We start from the raw sequence: 17,960 nt of genomic DNA on the forward strand, positions 1-17,960 counted from the left end.
CGATGAGAATCGTAGTATTGGGCGCCGGGACGATCGGTTCGTGGATCGCCGACTTGATGTGCCGCAATCGCCATAGCGTGACGGTAGTCGATCGCGACCCCGAAACGGTCCGTCGTTTGAATAACGAGTTGGACGTTCGCGCCTTGTGCGGATCGGCGTCGGAGTCGGCGGTGCTGTTTCAGGCCGACATTCTCGGTTGCGATCTCTGTCTTTCGGTCACGGGCGACGACGAGGTGAACATCGTCGCCGCAAGTATGGCCAAAGCGATGGGCGCTCGCCGGACCGTCGCTCGCGTGTATGGCCGCGTCTTTCGCGACTTGAGCACGTTCGACTATCAGGAACATTTCAAGATCGATCGCCTGCTCAGCCTTGAGCATCTCTCGGCGATTGAATTCTTGCGCGGCATTCGCACGCCGGGCAGCGCGGTGATGGAAAACTTTGCCCGCGGCGAATTGGAAGTGCAGGAGATCGTTTGCGGCGAAGCGACGCGAGCGATGGGACAACCGCTTAAGTCGTTAGAGCTTCCGCGCGGTTCGCGTATCGGCACAATCCAGCGCGACGGCAAGATGTGGATCGCCGGCGCGAATGACTCGATTGCGGCCGGCGACCGGATCACGGTGATCGGCAGTCGCGAAAACATCGACGAAGCCAAAGGGAAGTTTCAGGCCAAGCCCGACGTGCGTCGCTCAGTCGTGATCGCCGGCGGCGGCGAGACCGGCTTGCATCTGGCCCGCATGCTCGAAGGGCATCGCTTCAACGTTTCGCTGATGGAAACGAACAAAGAACGCTGCGAGTACCTTTCGCGTTTGCTCGAACATACGACCGTTATTTTGGCCGATGCGACTCGCCGCGTCGTGCTGGAAGAAGAGCGAATCAACGCCTGCGACGTCTTTGTCGCGTGTACCGGCGACGATGAAAACAACATCATGGCCTGCGTCGAAGCAGGCGAGCTCGGCGCACCGCAATTGATGGCGATCGTCCAGCGTCCTGACTACGCCAATGTGGTCAACAAGCTGGGCATCAACCTGGCCGTGAGTCCGCGTAACGTGATGGCTCGCCAGGTGCTGGGCTTTTTAAACAGCGGGCCGATCGTCACCCGCAAGCAGATCCCCGGCGGCAGCATCGCGATCGTAGAGATCGAAGTGTTGGTCGGAGCTCAGGCGACCGAGCATGTGTTGGCCAACTTGAAGTTGCCGCCGCAATGTTTGATCGCTGCGGTGATGTCGTCTGATTACGTTCGCGTGCCGACTGCCGATGATCGGCTGAGCCCGGGCGACACGGTAATCGCGCTGGTGGAAGACGGCGCGGTCGATGCGATGCTCGAAATGTTTCACACCAATGGTCGCTAGCCTCCACAGAGCGCCGCAAGACGATAAGCGCCGATGAACTTTCGCCTGGTTTGTAAATTTTTGTCGATCGTCGCATTGCTGATCGGCATCACGATGGTATTTAGCCTGCCGTGGGCCTTTCCTGCGCTGGGACATCGTACGTCGGAAGCGGCGATTGGTTTTGAGACGGCCGGATTTCAAGCGCTGGTCATTTCGATCGGCTCTTGTTTCGTTTGCTGGGCGAGTCTTTCGTACTACGCTCGTACCTCCAAGGGAGAGCTCTTTCGCAAAGAAGCGATGGCGGTCGTCGGTCTGAGCTGGGTCTTAGCGACCGTACTGGGCGGTTTGCCGTTTGTCTTAAGCGGCGCGTCACGCAGTCTGTCGGTCCGTTTGTTTGAAGACGCGGCTCATCCGCCGCAGGTTTTCAACGAGAACGTCGCTCCCATTACGCCGCTGCAATACCGGCTGGTGACGATCTTGAAAGACGCGCATGCGGTTGGCGTCTCTCGAGATCAATTGACCACGGCCGACGAAGGGGAAGAACTGATCACCGCCTTTAACCAGTTGAAGGCGCTGCCCGAATGGACCGACGCGTTGATCGCGCCCGAACAAGAGCCGGCGCCGCTGGATCGTTTTGACCACTATCGGATCCGCCCGATCAAGATGAACCTGGCCGATGCGCTATTCGAATCGCAATCAGGGTTTAGCACGACCGGCGCAACGGTGATCGCCAACTTAGAAGATCCCGTGCTGGTGCCGCATTGCATCTTGTTCTGGCGCAGCAGCACGCACTTGCTAGGCGGGCTGGGAATCATTGTGTTGTTTGTCGTGGTGCTTGGTCAGGGTTCGGCCGGCAAGGCGCTGATGCATAACGAAATGCCGGGGCCCTCCAAAGAAGGCGCCCACTCGCGAATGCAGCAAACGGCATGGTATTTCACGGCGATTTATCTCGCGCTGAATGCGGTGCTGACGGTCATTTTGTGGCTGTTGGGAATGACTTTTTTCGACGCGCTGTGTCACGCGTTTGGGACGATGGCGACCGGCGGTTTCAGCACGTTCAACGACAGTCTCGGGCATTTTTACAAGGCCGATCCGTACACCGGTTTTTGGATCGAATACGTCGTGTTGGCGTTCATGGTGTTGGCCGGCATGAATTTTATGCTGCTCTACTTTCTGGTCGTGCGTCGCAGGTTGAGCGCCTTGTGGAAAGATGTCGAATGGCGCACCTACATGGCGGTTCTCGCAATTGCGACCGCGCTGGTGATCGCCTTCGGCATGAGCTACGGTGATTTTCGGAGTCACGCGGACCAAACCACTTGGGGCGAAGCGTCTGATGCGCTTCGTTGCGGTTCGTTTCAGGTCGTTTCGATCATGACGACCACCGGATTTGGAACGCATGACTTTGACGGCTGGAACAGCTTCGGCCGCGGCGTTCTCTTCTTGCTGATGTTTGTCGGCGGTTGCGCCGGCAGCACCGGCGGCGGTTTGAAGGTGATCCGCCATATCTTGTTTCACAAGATTTTGTACCTGCAAATCGAAAAAGCGTATCATCCCAGCGTCATTCGCCCGTTGCGATTGGGGGGCAAGCCGGTCGAAGATAACGATTTGCAACAAAACATCTTGGTCTATTTCGGCCTGATCCTGGTGCTGTTCGTCTTCAGCTGGATGGCGATCATCACGCTTGAGCCTGACTCGACTTGGGGTACGTCGCAGGTTCATATCGAACATAAGCTGATCGACAGCGCGACCAGCGTAGCGGCGACGCTCAACAACATCGGTCCCGGCTTAGGAGTGATCGGCGCAACGCAGAACTACTCGAACTTCACCTGGTGGACGAAGCTGCTGTTCGTTTGGCTGATGATGCTAGGACGGTTAGAGATCTTTGCGGTCGCGGTCCTGTTCATTCCCAGCTTCTGGCGCTCTCGGTAGGCTCGGCATGATTCGCTGTGCGACGGTTCAGTTTCAGCATCATCCCGGTGACAAGCTGTACAATCTCGCTCAAATCGAAACCTGGTGCCGACGCGCGGCGGAAACCGGCGTGCAACTGATCACGTTTCCCGAGATGTGCGTCACCGGCTATTGGCACGTTCGCAGTCTAGATCGCGCTGGCGTCGCAGCGCTCGCCGAACCGGTTCCCACAGGCTCCTCCACGGCGGCGCTCGTAGACTTGGCGAGCCGCTATCAGTTGATCATCGGCGGCGGTCTGATCGAACATGCGGAAGATGGCCAGCTTTACAACACGTATGTCGTCGCGCTGCCGGATGGCGCCGTTCATCGTCATCGTAAGTTGCACTGTTTCATCAGTCCGTATATGAGCAGCGGCGATCAGTACACGGTGTTCGACACGCATCTGGGCGTAAAGCTGGGCGTCTTGATTTGTTGGGACAATAACCTGACCGAGAACGCGCGGATCACCGCCTTGCAAGGCGCCGACATCTTGTTGGCGCCGCATCAAACCGGCGGAACAGCGTCGCGCAGTCCGCATGCGATGGGAAAAATTGATCCGCAGTTGTGGCATGACCGCGCGCAGAATCCCGCGGCGCTGCAAGCCGAGACCAACGGCGGCAAAGGACGCGAGTGGCTCCACCGCTGGTTGCCGTCCCGCGCCCACGACAACGGGATGTTCCTCTTGTTCAGCAACGGCGTGGGACTGGATGATGACGAAGTTCGAACCGGCAACGCGATGATCCTCGATTGCTACGGACGAATCTTGGCCGAGCAGCTGGAACCGACCGACGCGATGGTGACGGCCGACGTTGATCTCGATCTGCTGGAGAACTGCACAGGACGGCGCTGGATTCGGGGGAGAAGACCCGAGTTGTATGCGCCGCTGACCGCATCCTCTGGCAACGAGCTTGATCCGCGGGCAGCGAGATTTTCGACGCGATCTACACGCGAGTAGTTGCTCTGCTACATCGCCGCAAATTGTTCGGCGAAGATCAGTCCCCCCACGATCGCCGCGCCGATCGATGTGACCAGCACCGCGCCGCTGGCGACGTCCAGCGCGTTGCGGAGGTGTTCGTTTTCGCCGTGATCAATCGCTTTCGCGAGCCATTCAATCGCCGAATTAAACAGTTCGGCCGCCAATACCAGCGCGATGCAAAGCAGCAACAGCGACCAGCGAATAATATCGACCGCCAGATAGGCCGCGAGCGCGATCACCAGCGCCGAGACGATCAAGTGGACGGCGAAGCTCGACTGGGCGCTTGCGCCGATATAGATGCCGCGAAACGCATCGCGAAACTTGGCGACCCAAGTACGCGGCGCCGGTTGGTACGGTGGAGTGGTCATCGGCGGCGTTCTCCCAGCGAGCGGTGCGAAACGACAACGCTATTCTAGCCCGAACGCACCGACCGGCGGGATCGGTTCTCCGGCGATCTTGCTAAAGCGTCCCGTCGCGAAGAAGCGGGGCTCGAAGCTAATGCCGATGCCGGTAACGGCGCGACTAGGATCAACATTGAGATTGAACGTGAACAGGCTCGATTCCCCGACACGGGTTAGGAAAATATTCTGACCAAGGTTACCGGCGCTTTCAAAGTCATACGAACTGCCGAGTCCAGCGATCCATTTGTCAGTCATGCGATATTGGAACGATGCGTTCAGAATGTTGGCGACAACCGGCGACTTCATCATTGTGTAGCCAACATACAAACTACCGATTTGCGGGCGGCTCATCTGAGCGCCCACGTTGACCATCTGCAGACCGTTATCGAACAGGTCCCAGTCGCCATCCGAAACGATCGAGAAGCGATCGCCGATTTCCCAATTGAAGTCGTAGTTAATCAGGCCGATTGTTTCGCCAAAGTTGTCGCGGCTCGCATCCGGAAAGACCGACGCGCCGACGTCAAATTTAATCCAGTCAATAATCCGCTCGCCGCCGGGTGCGCCACGTTTGGTTTGCCATACCTGGCGAAGTTCGAGTCGCGCCACCTGGAGATCGTCGGCAATTTCGGCGGACGGCGACGATACCGAGTTTTGTAGTCCGTAACGAATCGCATAGTAGCGTTCGTCCACTTCCACCGGCAGCGGCACATTGGTCGGAAGGTTGAAAGTATTCACTTTGAAGCGGCGAGCGAATTGCTCTTGAGCGTCGTCATCTAGATTGTCATACAGCGGGAAACGCTCAATGTCCTGGCTTGAGTCGGCGTAGTACGCGTCGCCATACAGGGTGACTTTATGAGCCAAGCCGTTCAGGTTCCACAACTGGCTTTGCACCGCGCGATTGGCCGACCACATCATTAGCGATCCGCGCACGCCCAACTGACCATAGCCGCGCATCACATCGTTGTTGTTAATGTCTTCATGCCAATAGCCGACTTGTCCCAGTACGTACGGCGTGATCTTCGTCGGTCCGACATCCAGCGGCAGTTCTAGCGACTGTGTCGTGAACGCGCGAATACCTTCTGAGTCGGTCTCGTACGGGAACAGCGAGAACTTCGCGAGATCGACCGGGTTGGTCGGCGCTTCGGCCGGCTGCAGATGCAAATAGCCGATTGAGGAATGTGCGTTCCAAGACAATCGATCAAACAACAGAGACTCGCCGATGATTGTATGATCAAGCTGCGGAATTTTCTCGGTCTGCATGAAGAAGTCGTTGACGCGCGAAGCGCCCGAAAGCGTAAAGCTTTGGTTCTCATACAGTTTCTCGAGACGGAATCCAGTTGTCGCATCCTTTTCGGTGTTCCACTCACGGTTGAAGTACGACTCTAAAAAGTTGCGATCGCTGACATAGCCAAGTTCGCCGAAGAAACGGAAATCGCCGCGGAACGTCTGGCGATGCCGGCCGATCGCCTTCCCCCGCCAATCGGTTTCCAGCGGGACAACGCGTCGATCGGCGCCCAAGTTGTCGGTCCCGCTGTCATGAATTCCCCATGCGTCCAAGTACCCGGTCGCAGGCGTTTTCATGTAGGGAAAGTAGGTTCCATTGAAGTCGAACCGCGTACCAACGCCGAAGCCGCGCTCACTGAGATAATCGAGCGACGTATTCCACTCAGTCCCTTCCCAGGGATCCTTGATGCCAAAGATTTCGTAGTTGTCCCACTCGGTCAGAATCTGCGTGCCAAAGTTGTTGTCGTTGCGTACTTTAACGCTGTTCAAATAGAAGGTGGGGTTCTCGGCGTTGGCCGATAAGGTGGGCCAATAGAAGACCGGGAAACCTCCCATATAGACGAAGTTGTTTCGCGCGGTGGCCCGCTTTTCATGATCGATGATCGGCGCCGCCGTCAACGGATCAAACTGCGGCTCGCCGGTAATCGGGTTAATCACTTGTCGTTGCTCGTCGACAAATTCAATCTCGTTCGACTGCAGCCAGTAGTTGGGCACGCCTAAACGGCTAGTGGTGATCGATGCGCCGTAGGCTTGGTAATGACTATTGTCGACCCGTTGCAGTACGTCCGCTTTCAGGCGAACCAGACCTTGATAGCCGGGCGCCGGAGTCAGCAGCTCGGCGCCTAGGACGACGCCGCTTTCGAGGCCTGCGTTGTAGTACATCCGGTCGGCGTAGACAACTTGTTCGCCCTGGCGGAAGACGATGTTTCCCTCGAGATAAAGCTCGGTATCGATCGCTTCCTCCGATTGACCCGACTGGGCGATACCGCGAATCCCTTTCTTCGACCAGACGACGACACGATCGGCGAGAATACTGACCGATCCGACTTCATCGAGCCCGTCGATCAGCACGTTGACGCCGGAGTCGAACATCAGAATCGATTCGCCGGTGACAGGATCGGTCTCTTGCCCGCGTGTCTGAAAGCCGGTTGCGTAACGGTTGTTAATCGTAATCCGCTTGGCCCGCGGAGTCGGGACGACATTGGCCGGCAGCGCGGCGACGCCGGGCTCTTGATATTGAATTTGCATGATCGGCTGCGGCTGACCAATTTTGGTCATGTCGCCTCCTTCACGCTGAATCGCCAGGCCGCGCTGATAAACGGCCGGAGTGACGGCGCTATGTGCTTCGGGGTCGGGCTGCGGCAGCGTAATTCCATGACTGGTCGCCAGTTCGCCTAGCCAGGTAGGACCGCGGAACCGCCCGCCGTGCAGCCGATTTCCATACTCGACGCTCACATCGCCTTCGAGATAGACCTTCATCTTGTGCGGCGCCAAGCGGAACGGCTGCGAGTAGTCGATCCACAACACCGCGTCGTGCGAAGTGGTGACAGAGTCGCCTTGCTGAATCCGGCAATTGCCAGTGAGGATCCAAACTTCCTGATTCCCTTGTTGCGTCACTTGCGCCGAATCGGACGACACAATGATCGGGTAGGCCTGGCTCGGTTCGGGAAAGGCGATTTCGGCGTGAGCGATGCGCGCAACGTCAGCGACGCCGATGCCAAAGCACCAAACGACGATGACCGTCAGTACGGTTCGTACCAGCGGATGGACCAGAGATTGACGCGTCGGGGGGGACAGCGTTCCGGCTTCCTTGCCTTACAGGGAACGGCGCCAACCGCACGTTGCGCGCAGTTGGACCGAGGGTTTTGCGGGGCGGATTATAGGAAGCGATCGCAATGGGAGCAAGGCAGTTTCGTGACGAGCCATTTTGGCTTAAGCCGCGATGCGATAGCGATTTGCGACGACCATGCGAAAGTCGGGCTAGCTTTCGCGTGATTCCTCTTCTTTTTGCCGAGAAACTAGCCTTTGCAGCCCTGCTGTCGCCAATAAACAGATCACCGGAACCACCGGCGCCCGCATCCGAATGTTGCTCCAAAAGAACGCGTGCACCAGCGTAAAACTGAGGGCTAGCATGACTCCCCAAATCCAGGGGGGCGACCACATTTTTCGCCCAATCACCACGATGCCGACGATCGCCAGGCCAAATTCGACCAGGTAAAACGCGCCTACAGCGTAGCGGGCCAGACGCCGTGATGGGGACTCATCGTGAGATAACGCATGCGGCGCCAGACGCCAAAAGCGGCCGGTCCGAACCAGCGTCGACCAGGCGAACATCCCCGGCTGCTGGCGAATGGTCTCTGTCGCTTCGGCGTAGGCGGCCCGGTCTCGCGCCAACTCGTTGGCCGAGGTCGCTCGCTTCGGGTGCGCTTGATTGAACCGTGTATGCAGTTGGTCGCTATCCCAGACCGGCTGATCGCCGTTTTGCAGAAATTTGTAGAATTCGCGATTGTTGCCCCACAGCAGCGTATATCCCCCATGCGTGGTTCCCAGCACGATGTGGTTGTCAAAGATCAGATAGTTGCGCGCCACCCACGGAGCGAGCAAAAAAGCGCTGATCATCGCAATCACCGCCGCCGCCGCGATTCCCCGGTATCGGCGATAATAGACGACTGCCAAAGTCACGGTGCACATCGCCAGCCAGACCAAAAAAGTCGGCCGCGAATAGACGGCCAGCATCATCGCTCCGGCGACGTTGATCGCCTGGACGGTCATGTTCCGTTTGTAGTGCTCGGCGTCGGCCAGCATCGTTTTGGTGAGAATCGTCAGCGCCAACAGCGCCGCCGCGGCCAAGAGCGTCCCTAACGTCTCGGTCATCACAACCATCGCTTGGTTCAGCAAAACAGGATCAATTGCCGTCAGCATTGCGGCTAGCCAGGCCCAATTGCGATATCCCATCGCGACCGCCCACGCATAGACGATCCCCACGGTGAACACGCCCAGCACCAGATGGAGCGCGGCGACCTCGGCCGGCGTAATCTCGCCTGATGGAGAGCAAATCGCCAATAGCAGCGGGTAGAGAGCCGGACGATAGGCGGTTGGCTCAGCCGGGTCGTCCAGGGTAAACGAGTGTTTTTCGATCAGATGGAGCGCCAGCAGGCGATAACTGTCAGGATCGTCCGCCAAACGTGCCAACGAAACATAGCCAACAGCGCCGCGCACGAGCAACGCGGCCAGTAGAACCAGCAGAAATCGTCGGTCGGCGAGCAAGCGATAGACAGGGGGGGAGTCGTTTTCCATGGAGACATTGTAACACCGCGACTCCCCACAGACGCCGCCAGCGGCTTACAATACCAGGACGTTCCTTCTACCCCCCGGAAACGCCTGTGCTCGCTAGATTGATTGAATTGCTTGTTCGGTTTCGTGTCGCGACGCTCATTTTGGGCGTCTGTCTGCTGGGGGTCTCGCTGGTCATCGGGCAATCGCTTCATTTTGATCGCTCGATCGACAACATGTTCGCTCCCGGCGATCGGCTGCTGACCCCCTATTTGAAACTGAAAGAGATCTTTGGCGGCAACGAAGTAATTTTGGCCGTTTATCCCGACCCGCAACTGTTTGCTGAAGACGGGGTCGGCATCGATCGGCTGATCGCGATGCGTACCGAGATTACGGCGCTCGCCGGAGTTCGCGACGTTCTCTCGATCGATCGCCCGATCGGCCGCGACATCGTCAATTCTGACAACAATCGTGCGTTGAAGCTGCGTGACGCGTTTGTCGGACTGACGCACAACGCGGCTGGCGACATCGCGGCGCTGGTTTGTATTTTGATTCCTGAATCGGAAGCCGGCGTCACTCGAACCGAAGTGATTGATCAAATTCGGAAGATCGTCGCGACGCAGCCCGGCGGCATGATCACCGGCGAACCGGTCATGGTGGTCGATGGATTTCGCTATGTCGAAGACGATGGGGCGCGTCTCGGCTGGGCGACGTCACTGCTGTTGGGTCTGGTGATCCTGGTCGCGTTTCGCAGCATCCGCTGGGTGATCGTCGCGATTGCGGTCGTGCAGTTGACGCTCTGGCTGACCCAGGCCAGTCTGGCCGTCAGCGGATTTCAATTGAGCATGGTCAGTTCGATGCTGACGGCGATTGTCACCGTGATCGGCGTTGCGACGGTGACGCACGTGCTGATTCGCTTTCGCGAGTTCCGCGCTGCGGGACTCGAAGCCGAGCCGGCCCTGATCGAAACCGGCAAGCTGCTCGCCGCGCCGATCTTTTGGGCTTGTGCGACCGACGCCGTCGGCTTTAGCGCCTTGATGGTCACCAAGGTCGGCCCGGTCCATGACTTTGGCGTGATGATGGCCGTCGGCGCTTTGATGGTGATCGTCAGCGTTTGCTTGTTGGTTCCCGGCATCATCTTGATCGGCAACTTTGGTGGAGACGCAGGCCGAATCTGGGGTGAAGGGAAACTAGACGGTGGGCTCGATCTGACTATGCACTGGGTCAAGCGTCATCCGGTTTTGATCGCGGTGTTCTCGATCATCATGCTCGGCGCCGCGATTGTCGGGTCGATCAATTTGGAAGTCGAAAGCGACTTTACCAAGAATTTTCGCGAAGGGGCGCCGATCGTCGTCGCCTATGATTATGTCGAAGATAATCTGGGGGGCGCCGGCGTTTGGGACATTATGTTGCCGGCCCCCGAAACGATCGACTGGCCGTATATCAGCAAAGTGAATGCGCTCGAAGAACGGTTGCGCCAAGAGGCGCCCGAGCTGACGCAGACGCTAAGTCTGGCTGACGCGATCATGGCCGGTTCGCCGTTGCCGTTGGAAGCGATGCGTTTTGACTTTCTTCGTAACCGCGCAATCAAGATCGGGATGGGAGCCTTTCAAACCGAAATGCCCGGCATCTTGGCGGCCCTGCATGCCGAAGATCCTGACAATCCGGGACAGTATTGGTTTCGCATCATGCTGCTGTCGCACGAACGACGTGACTCAAGCGACAAAAAAGAGCTGATCGCTAAAGTCGAACAGATCGCCAGCGAGTTCCAATATCCAGAAATTGCGACCGAAGGTTCTGCAGAAGCGGCGGCTGACGCGCCAGCCAAGCAAAAGCCGCAAGTGACCGGCTTCTTTGTGCTGCTGACGTTTTTGATTGATAGCCTGATCGCCGATCAATGGCGCGCCTTCTTGCTGGCGATCGGTGGGATCGCGCTGATGATGTTGGCGGCGCTGCGAGACGTCCGGTACGCGCTGCTCGCCCTGGTTCCGAACGTCTTGCCGGTGTTGGTGGTGACGGGATGCATCGGCTTGTTTGGCGTAAAAATTAACATGGGCGCCGCGATGATCGCCGCCGTGTCGCTGGGACTATCGGTCGATTCCTCGCTGCACTACATCATCGGCTTTCAGCGGGCGCTGGCCAAAGGTTTAAACGTCTCTGCGGCGCTGACCGAAGTGCAGCAAAGCGTCGGCCGCGCGCTGATCTTCGCGACGATCGCGCTGATCCTGGGCTTTAGCGTGCTCTGCTTTAGCAACTTCATTCCGACGGTCTATTTTGGCGTACTAGTCAGTCTGACGATGCTGGGGGGACTGTTTGGAAATTTGATCTTGTTACCGCTGTTGTTGCGGTGGACGACTGGGGAGAAGTCGGAAATCGCAGCGGATTAATGGTCATGAACACGAATCATCCCGTTGCCGTAGCCCAGCCCCGCTTCTATTCTGGAGAGATACCCAACACTCTCCGCTAGAAGCTTTCCACTCCATGAAAATCGCCTACCTCGACTGTCCCAGCGGTATTGCTGGCGACATGACCTTGGCCGCTATGATGGATGCCGGCGTCCCTCTCCAATTGCTGCAAGAAGGGATCGCTTCGCTCGGTTTGCCTGGCGTTCGCTTGAGCGTCGAAGAAGTCAAACGGCATGGCTTTCGCGCACTGCATCTGACGGTCGAGCATGAGCCGGAACATGCGCATCGGCATTTGCATCATATTGATGCGATGATCGACGCGGGGCAGCTGTCGGCGGCGCAAAAGGAATTGGCCAAGCGGATCTTTTTGAAGGTCGGCGAAGCCGAAGCGAAGGTGCACGGTTCGACTTTGCAGAAGGTTCACTTTCACGAAGTCGGCGCGATTGACTCGATCGCCGATATTGTGGGCGCCGCGATCGGCTGGGACTATCTAGGAGTCGATCGGATCGTCTGCTCACCGGTGCCGACCGGGACCGGATATATCGAAATCGCCCATGGTCGCTGCAGCGTTCCGGCGCCGGCGACGGCGGAAATCTTGAAAGGGATCCCGCTCGCCCAATCCGATGTGCCGTTTGAATTGACCACGCCGACCGGCGCGGCGATTGTCGCCACGGTGGTCGATCAGTTTGGGCCGTTGCCGGCGATGCAGATTGATCGGATCGGCTATGGCGCGGGAACCAAGGAGTTAAAATCGCAGGCCAACATCGTGCGGTTGATCCTCGGCGAAACGGCCGATCCGCTCGACAACGACCAGGTCTGGGTCGTCGAAACCAATTTGGATGATATCTCTGGCGAAGTGATCGGCCACGCGTCGAATTTGCTGCTAGAGAAGGGGGCGCTCGACGTTTACAGCACTTCGATCCAGATGAAGAAGAATCGCCCCGGCGTGCAGCTGACGGTGCTGTGCGACGCCGCCGATCTGGCGAAGATGGAGCGAATTCTCTTTCGTGAGACCGGCACATTGGGGGTGCGGCGGTTTCCAGTCAGTCGCCACAAACTGGTTCGCCGCGAGCATGCGGTCGAGACGGCCTTTGGCGTGGTCGCCGGAAAATTGGCTTGGATCGAAGGGGGCCCGGCCAGTTTTTCGCCGGAATATGAGGCCTGTCGCGTGTTGGCGACGCAGCACGACAAGCCGCTCCGGGAAATATATGACGCCGCCCAGGCCGCATTCGACCCAAATTCGCTTTGAGCCCAGCGGCGAATCAACGTAAGATACGGCGAGACTTTTCCCTGCTCGCCGTTTTTTCTGCGCATAGGCGATCTTCCAATGGACTGGATTCGCGAACAACTGCCGTACCTCGCCTTCTTCGGCGGCCTGGTCTTATTGACCTGGGTCATGCTCCGCCGCGTTTGGACTCGGCAACGCAAAACCAAGAAGGAAACGTCCAACGCACCGCTTGTGCATGTGCCCCACTCGACAGATCGCCCATTCACGATGAGCGGCGGTCCCAACGACTTGCAGCGCTGGCAGTCGGAGATGCTGACCATCACGCGGCAATTTCAGGCCGAACTCAACACGAAGATCCACTATCTGCAACAAGCGATGACGTTGGCCCAGGAAGACGCACAGCGCCTTCAGGCGTTGTTGGACGCCGCCAAACAGCAGGGAATCGACGTTACCAGCCCAGCGATCGATCCGTTGCAACAAGCGATGGAAGTCGCGGCGCGGTTTGACGCCGATGCGGCGCCAGACTTTGGCGTAGTTACCGAGACGTTGTGCGATGCGAAAAAGAAAAACGAGTTGTACGCGCTTTCGGACGAAGGCAAGTCGGTCGAAGAGATCGCCGCCGCCATGGAGATGGACCTGGTCGCGGTCGAGATGGTGCTTAGCATGCGCGGCTAAGTTCGCCAGCCGAGCAGGAGACCCGACAGGGAGTATTGCGAGTACTTCCCAAGGTTTCCCGACGCCTATGCGAAGATCGACACCGGGCTCGATCGCGTAAATGCCTTTTCACTCCTACCTGATCGACAGCGGCGTCTCTTGCGGCGGGTGTTTGGTCTTTGACGGCGCGGAACATGCATTCGGCGGCCAGTCGCGACGCGCGGCGAAACGCTAAAACGCTATGTCGTGCGGCGCATCGGCGTCGCGGAGACGTTGTTCGTGCAACGCATAGGCGACCGTACGCAGTAATTCTTCTCGGCTTAAAGGTTTCGAGAGATAGCCGGAGCAGCCTGCCGCGAGACATTTTTCTCGATCCCCTTGCATCGCATGCGCCGTCACGGCGATGATCGGCCCGGTAAAGCCTTGGAAGCGAATTAACTCAGCGGCGACATATCCATCCATGACCGGCATCTGCATGTCAAGCAAGATGATGTCGGACGTGTGCTCCGCTATCGAATCAACCGCTTCTTGCCCATTTTCGGCCATCGTGATATTGGCGCCGGCATGTTCAAGCACAACAGAGATAAAGCGACGATTGGCTTCGCCGTCGTCGACGACAAGCGCTTGAACTCCCGACAGCGAGGGGAGCTTGGTTTCATGAATCATCGCCGTGGGCGCATCTTCTGGCGGAGCAGGCTTCGGCTCTGATGAGAGGGTCAAGTTGCCTGCGTCGACGGTAATTGTGAACTTGCTTCCCAGGCCTTCAACGCTTTCGGCATGCAGCGATCCGCCCAGCAATTCAGCCAGATTTCTGCTGATCGTTAATCCCAATCCGGTGCCGCCAAAGCGTCGAGTCACCGAAGAGTCGGCTTGCGAAAACGGCTGAAAGATCATCTCCAGCTTGCCTTGAGGAATCCCGATGCCGGTATCGATCACATCAAATATCAGCCGACTGCGAGTAGCTTCCGCTTCCAGTCGAGCCACGATCCGCACTTCGCCTGTTTGGGTGAACTTGATCGCATTGCCCACGATGTTCAACAGCAATTGCTTTAATCGCGGCGCATCGGTCAGCACCTGCGTCGGGATGTCCGAATCCCAATGACGGCGGATTTGGATCTTCTTCTCTTCAAATTTTGGTCGCAGTACCGAAATGACGTCGGTCAGGATCTGCTGAGGAGAGCAGGGGAACTTTTCGATCAGCAATTGTCCCGATTCGATTTTCGAGAGGTCGAGAATCTCGTTGATCAGCGCCAATAAATGTTCTCCGCTGCTGCGAACCGTTTCGAGGTATTCGCGGCGATCCGCTTCGGTCGATTCGATGTCGTACAACAGCAGATCGGTAAAGCCCATGATTCCGTTCAGAGGGGTGCGAATTTCGTGGCTCATGTTGGCCAGAAACTGGCTTTTGGCGTGATTGGCCGATTCCGCAGTTTCCATCGCTTCGATCAGTTCTTCGGTGCGTCGAACTTGATCGGTAATATCAATTTGCGTTGCGATAAAATTGCTAAGACGTCCCTCTTGATCGAAGACCGGTTCAATCTCGAGCGCGATCCAGTAGGAATGTCCATCTTTGGCGTAATTCAACAGTTCAGCCGAAACTTGCTCTTGTTTCTGCAACGCGCGTCGGACTATTTCAATCGTTTCCTGATTGGTCTCCGGACCTTGCAGTAGACTTCCCGGCTTTCGTCCGATCGCTTCTTCGGCGCTGTAGCCGGTTAGTTGCGTGAACGCGTTATTCACCCATTCGGTCTCACCGGCCTGATTGGTGATCACGACCGAGTGACGCGTGCTGCTGGCGACCAGCGAGAGTTTTTTGACGGCGGCGTGATATTCGGTCAGTTCAGTTTGGTCGATGCAGACGCCGACCAGTTTTCGCGTTTTTCCGTCGTCGCTTGAAAGGACTTTACCGTGTGATTGAATATATCGAACGGTTCCGTTCGCCCGCGGAATTCGGTAGTTGACGGAGTAGTTCGTGCCGTGGCTCACGCAGCGTGCAGTCGCGGTTCGCAGTTCTTCGCGATCGTCTTCATGCAGCAAATCCAAAAATTCCGCGAGCGTGCTGACGTTATCGGTCGCTTGGATTCCGTGCATTTGCAGCGCACGGCCATCGGCCTCGAACTGGTCATTTTCATCGCGCCATTGCCACACGCCGATGCCGCCTGCTTCCAGGGCGCAGTCGAGTCGTTCGTTGGCCGTTTGCAGCTTTTGCCCCAACAGGGCCATCGACGGCAATTTCAAAAGATCAGGCGTCATGCGTATCAGCACCAGGACCGTCGCCCACGAAACAGTCGCTGTCATCGCTTTAATCAGGCCCGAAAATCGATAGACCGGCCACCAAAAAATGCCTGCTTCGACTAGATGCCCGAAACCGCAAGCCAAGATGAACGCAGCGAACAGCCAGACGATTTTCGGAAACGGAAGATCAGGACGTTGCCGGAGAAAATAGAGCAGCACAAGCGGAATCGCGAAGTAGGCGCCGAAAATCGCGACGTCCGATAGGACATGCAGCCAACCGGTCTCCAGCGTCCAATTGCCGCAGAACCAACGAGCTGGATAATCGCTGGCGTCAAACAGCTTGCTGAAGAAACCCGTGAAAGTATCGGCATGAAATTGACGCGCTTCGGCCGGCGCAGCAGCGTTCGGCGTATCGCATTCTGAGCCGGCGCAACAAGTGGGCGGCGCTGGCTCGGCCGACAGGGATGGAGCGCAAGTTGCGAGTCCCAGGATCGTGCAAATCGTCAGCAAGATGGCTCGAGTTGACAATGACATACGGAATACGTGCAGAGGTACGTAGAACTCCAATCGCGATATCGGCTTCCGCAAACTTACGTCGCCATTTTGCGAGCATTGCGGAATTCCGCGAGATTGCGGGCGAACCGAAATCACGAGCTAGTTTCGTTCGTTGGTCGCACGTCGGATGGAGCCGTTGTTGCGGCGGAACAATCAGTAAATGCGCTCTGTGCAGCTTATCCGGCCTCGAAGAAGATGCGCTGGCCTGACATTCCGGCCTTCGCTATGCGGCGTTTGGCGATGAATTGCTTGGTGTCGAATCGCCGATTTAATCCACCACGCGCGGCGGCAAGTAAACCGTGAATTCGTTCTGTCGTTCGATGAGCACGTTATAGGGAGCCTGCTGCTCGGTTTCGTCGACCAACTTCATTCGCGAGAGCAATCCAAAAGACGCGGCCGCTAATCGGCCTGGCCGCACTTCCAATTGCTTGTGCCATACCTGGTAACGTCCTAAACGGCCATCGCGTCGATCGTAGAATCCGATCAACGGATGGGTGAGCGTCACCAGCGCCGTGTCGAGATCGGGAAAACCGGGGAAGTCCAAAGCGGCGCTGGATGGGCTTGTTAGTTCGACGCTCGCCGGCGCCCAGTCTGATTTTGTCGACATTTGATAACGCGCATATCGCTGCGCGGTCTCGTCATACTCACAGTCAAAGCAAATCCGGCCTCGATGCCAGGGCATGTTCCAGATGTTGCGCGGCACGAAGATCGACCACGTATCGACGGTCGTTCCTAAAAACCAGACGCACTTTTCCCCGGTCTCGGTATCGACCACATAGATCCGATAGTTGGTTTGCCCCATCGTAAAACGAGGAAACGGATAGACAGCCGAGGTAAAAACTTTATCGGTGAAGGGAACGACCGAGAGTAGCCCACAAGGCTGGCCATCCACAACGATCGCGTCAAGCGCAAACCGCGGATGTATCAGTCCCGCGAACCGCTCGATCGGCACAGCATAGGTAATGATCGAGAAATGCTCGAGCGTGCAAAGCGCGTCAATCCCGCGCGGCTGGGGACGATCGTAGAGAAAATCGGCCAGCGCTAGCGGCGCTTGCTGCGTGATCGTGGAATTGGTAAGGCGGTTTTCGGTCGTGGACATCGCGGAGGTTCCTTTCTCCTCTCAACCGCAAGTAGATCGCCTTACATAACCGCGGACCCTACGCGATAATCTCACGTGACCAATAGACAAAGTCAGTCGCCGCCGGCTCGCCTCCCAGCATTTTTACCAGCATCGCGACTTGGCCGCGGTGATACCAACTATGGCCGAAGAGTTGCGTAACGACGTCGCCGATCATGCTGCGGCAAGGGCTGGCGTCGCTGCTAACGTATTCAAAGTATTCGCCCAGTTCGGCGTCCTCTTCCACGCTGCCGAGATAGCCTTCCCATAGTTGATGCGATGCGGCCAACTCGGCCGCCAGCGTATCCAACGTCCAGTCGTCCGGAAAGAAGTTCGTGTGCATATCGAGCGCGCGTCCAAAACGGACCATCCATTTGTGACGCGCTACCGCCAGGTGGGCCATGATGCGAATCGCTTTTTTAAACTCCGGCTCTTCCTGCTTTTCGACCGGAACCGCCGAGAGGGCCGCCAACGTCTTGGCATGCGCGTCTTGCTCATACTCGAGCCAGCGAACGTATTGATTAATCAAGATGCGCGACATCGATGGTTGGTTCCTC

Annotated in this window: 12 protein-coding genes; 6 read left to right on the top strand and 6 right to left on the bottom strand. The window is 57.4% G+C overall.

All coding sequences use genetic code 11. The features are described from left to right. Positions 1-2: 2 nt before the first annotated feature. The 3 genes from trkA to DSM3645_RS03570 are packed head-to-tail and all read left to right on the top strand — an operon-like array spanning position 3 to position 4,230. Positions 3-1,349 (top strand): Trk system potassium transporter TrkA, encoded by a 1,347-nt coding sequence (gene trkA, locus DSM3645_RS03560; RefSeq protein ID WP_040351580.1) that lies wholly within the window; start codon positions 3-5, stop codon positions 1,347-1,349. A 33-nt stretch (positions 1,350-1,382) separates the two neighbouring features. After that, positions 1,383-3,257: a TrkH family potassium uptake protein gene (locus DSM3645_RS03565; RefSeq protein WP_237564749.1), complete on the top strand. Its 1,875-nt coding sequence runs from the start codon at positions 1,383-1,385 to the stop codon at positions 3,255-3,257. Between the two features lie 7 nt (positions 3,258-3,264). Continuing rightward, positions 3,265-4,230: a nitrilase family protein gene (locus DSM3645_RS03570; protein WP_002650658.1), complete on the top strand. Its 966-nt coding sequence runs from the start codon at positions 3,265-3,267 to the stop codon at positions 4,228-4,230. Between the two features lie 8 nt (positions 4,231-4,238). Here DSM3645_RS03570 and DSM3645_RS03575 read toward each other — a convergent pair whose 3' ends face one another. From DSM3645_RS03575 to DSM3645_RS03590, 3 genes are all read right to left on the bottom strand, one after another. Further along, on the bottom strand, positions 4,239-4,619 hold the full coding sequence (locus DSM3645_RS03575) for a diacylglycerol kinase (protein WP_002650659.1): 381 nt from the start codon (positions 4,617-4,619) through the stop codon (positions 4,239-4,241). Positions 4,620-4,658: 39 nt separating this feature from the next. Then, complete coding sequence (locus DSM3645_RS03580) at positions 4,659-7,574, bottom strand: hypothetical protein (protein ID WP_002650660.1); 2,916 nt, start codon at positions 7,572-7,574, stop codon at positions 4,659-4,661. 342 nt (positions 7,575-7,916) lie between these two features. Beyond that, positions 7,917-9,233, bottom strand: a complete 1,317-nt coding sequence (locus DSM3645_RS03590) for a hypothetical protein (RefSeq protein WP_002650662.1) — start codon at positions 9,231-9,233, stop codon at positions 7,917-7,919. Positions 9,234-9,319: 86 nt separating this feature from the next. Between DSM3645_RS03590 and DSM3645_RS03595 the strand changes: the two genes are divergently transcribed. The 3 genes from DSM3645_RS03595 (at position 9,320) to DSM3645_RS03605 (ending at position 13,517) form a co-directional block, all read left to right on the top strand. Beyond that, on the top strand, positions 9,320-11,596 hold the full coding sequence (locus tag DSM3645_RS03595; protein ID WP_040351582.1) for an efflux RND transporter permease subunit: 2,277 nt from the start codon (positions 9,320-9,322) through the stop codon (positions 11,594-11,596). Positions 11,597-11,690: 94 nt separating this feature from the next. Beyond that, positions 11,691-12,863 carry a nickel pincer cofactor biosynthesis protein LarC gene (gene larC / locus DSM3645_RS03600; RefSeq protein WP_002650664.1) on the top strand — a complete coding sequence of 391 codons (1,173 nt, stop codon included), beginning with the start codon at positions 11,691-11,693 and terminating at the stop codon, positions 12,861-12,863. Between the two features lie 78 nt (positions 12,864-12,941). Beyond that, positions 12,942-13,517: a hypothetical protein gene (locus DSM3645_RS03605; RefSeq protein ID WP_002650665.1), complete on the top strand. Its 576-nt coding sequence runs from the start codon at positions 12,942-12,944 to the stop codon at positions 13,515-13,517. A 210-nt stretch (positions 13,518-13,727) separates the two neighbouring features. Here DSM3645_RS03605 and DSM3645_RS27635 read toward each other — a convergent pair whose 3' ends face one another. The 3 genes from DSM3645_RS27635 to DSM3645_RS03620 all read right to left on the bottom strand — a co-directional run bounded on the left by DSM3645_RS27635 (position 13,728) and on the right by DSM3645_RS03620 (position 17,944). After that, positions 13,728-16,265, bottom strand: a complete 2,538-nt coding sequence (locus tag DSM3645_RS27635; protein WP_002650667.1) for a PAS domain-containing hybrid sensor histidine kinase/response regulator — start codon at positions 16,263-16,265, stop codon at positions 13,728-13,730. 289 nt (positions 16,266-16,554) lie between these two features. Next, positions 16,555-17,385, bottom strand: coding sequence for a DUF2071 domain-containing protein (locus DSM3645_RS03615; protein ID WP_002650668.1), 831 nt, complete (start codon positions 17,383-17,385; stop codon positions 16,555-16,557). A 58-nt stretch (positions 17,386-17,443) separates the two neighbouring features. Beyond that, a complete protein-coding gene (locus DSM3645_RS03620; RefSeq protein WP_002650669.1) occupies positions 17,444-17,944 on the bottom strand; it encodes a DinB family protein in 501 nt (166 codons plus the stop codon). Between the last annotated feature and the right edge of the window lie 16 nt (positions 17,945-17,960).

It is taken from the genome of Blastopirellula marina DSM 3645, from assembly GCF_000153105.1.
Classification (GTDB): domain Bacteria; phylum Planctomycetota; class Planctomycetia; order Pirellulales; family Pirellulaceae; genus Blastopirellula; species Blastopirellula marina.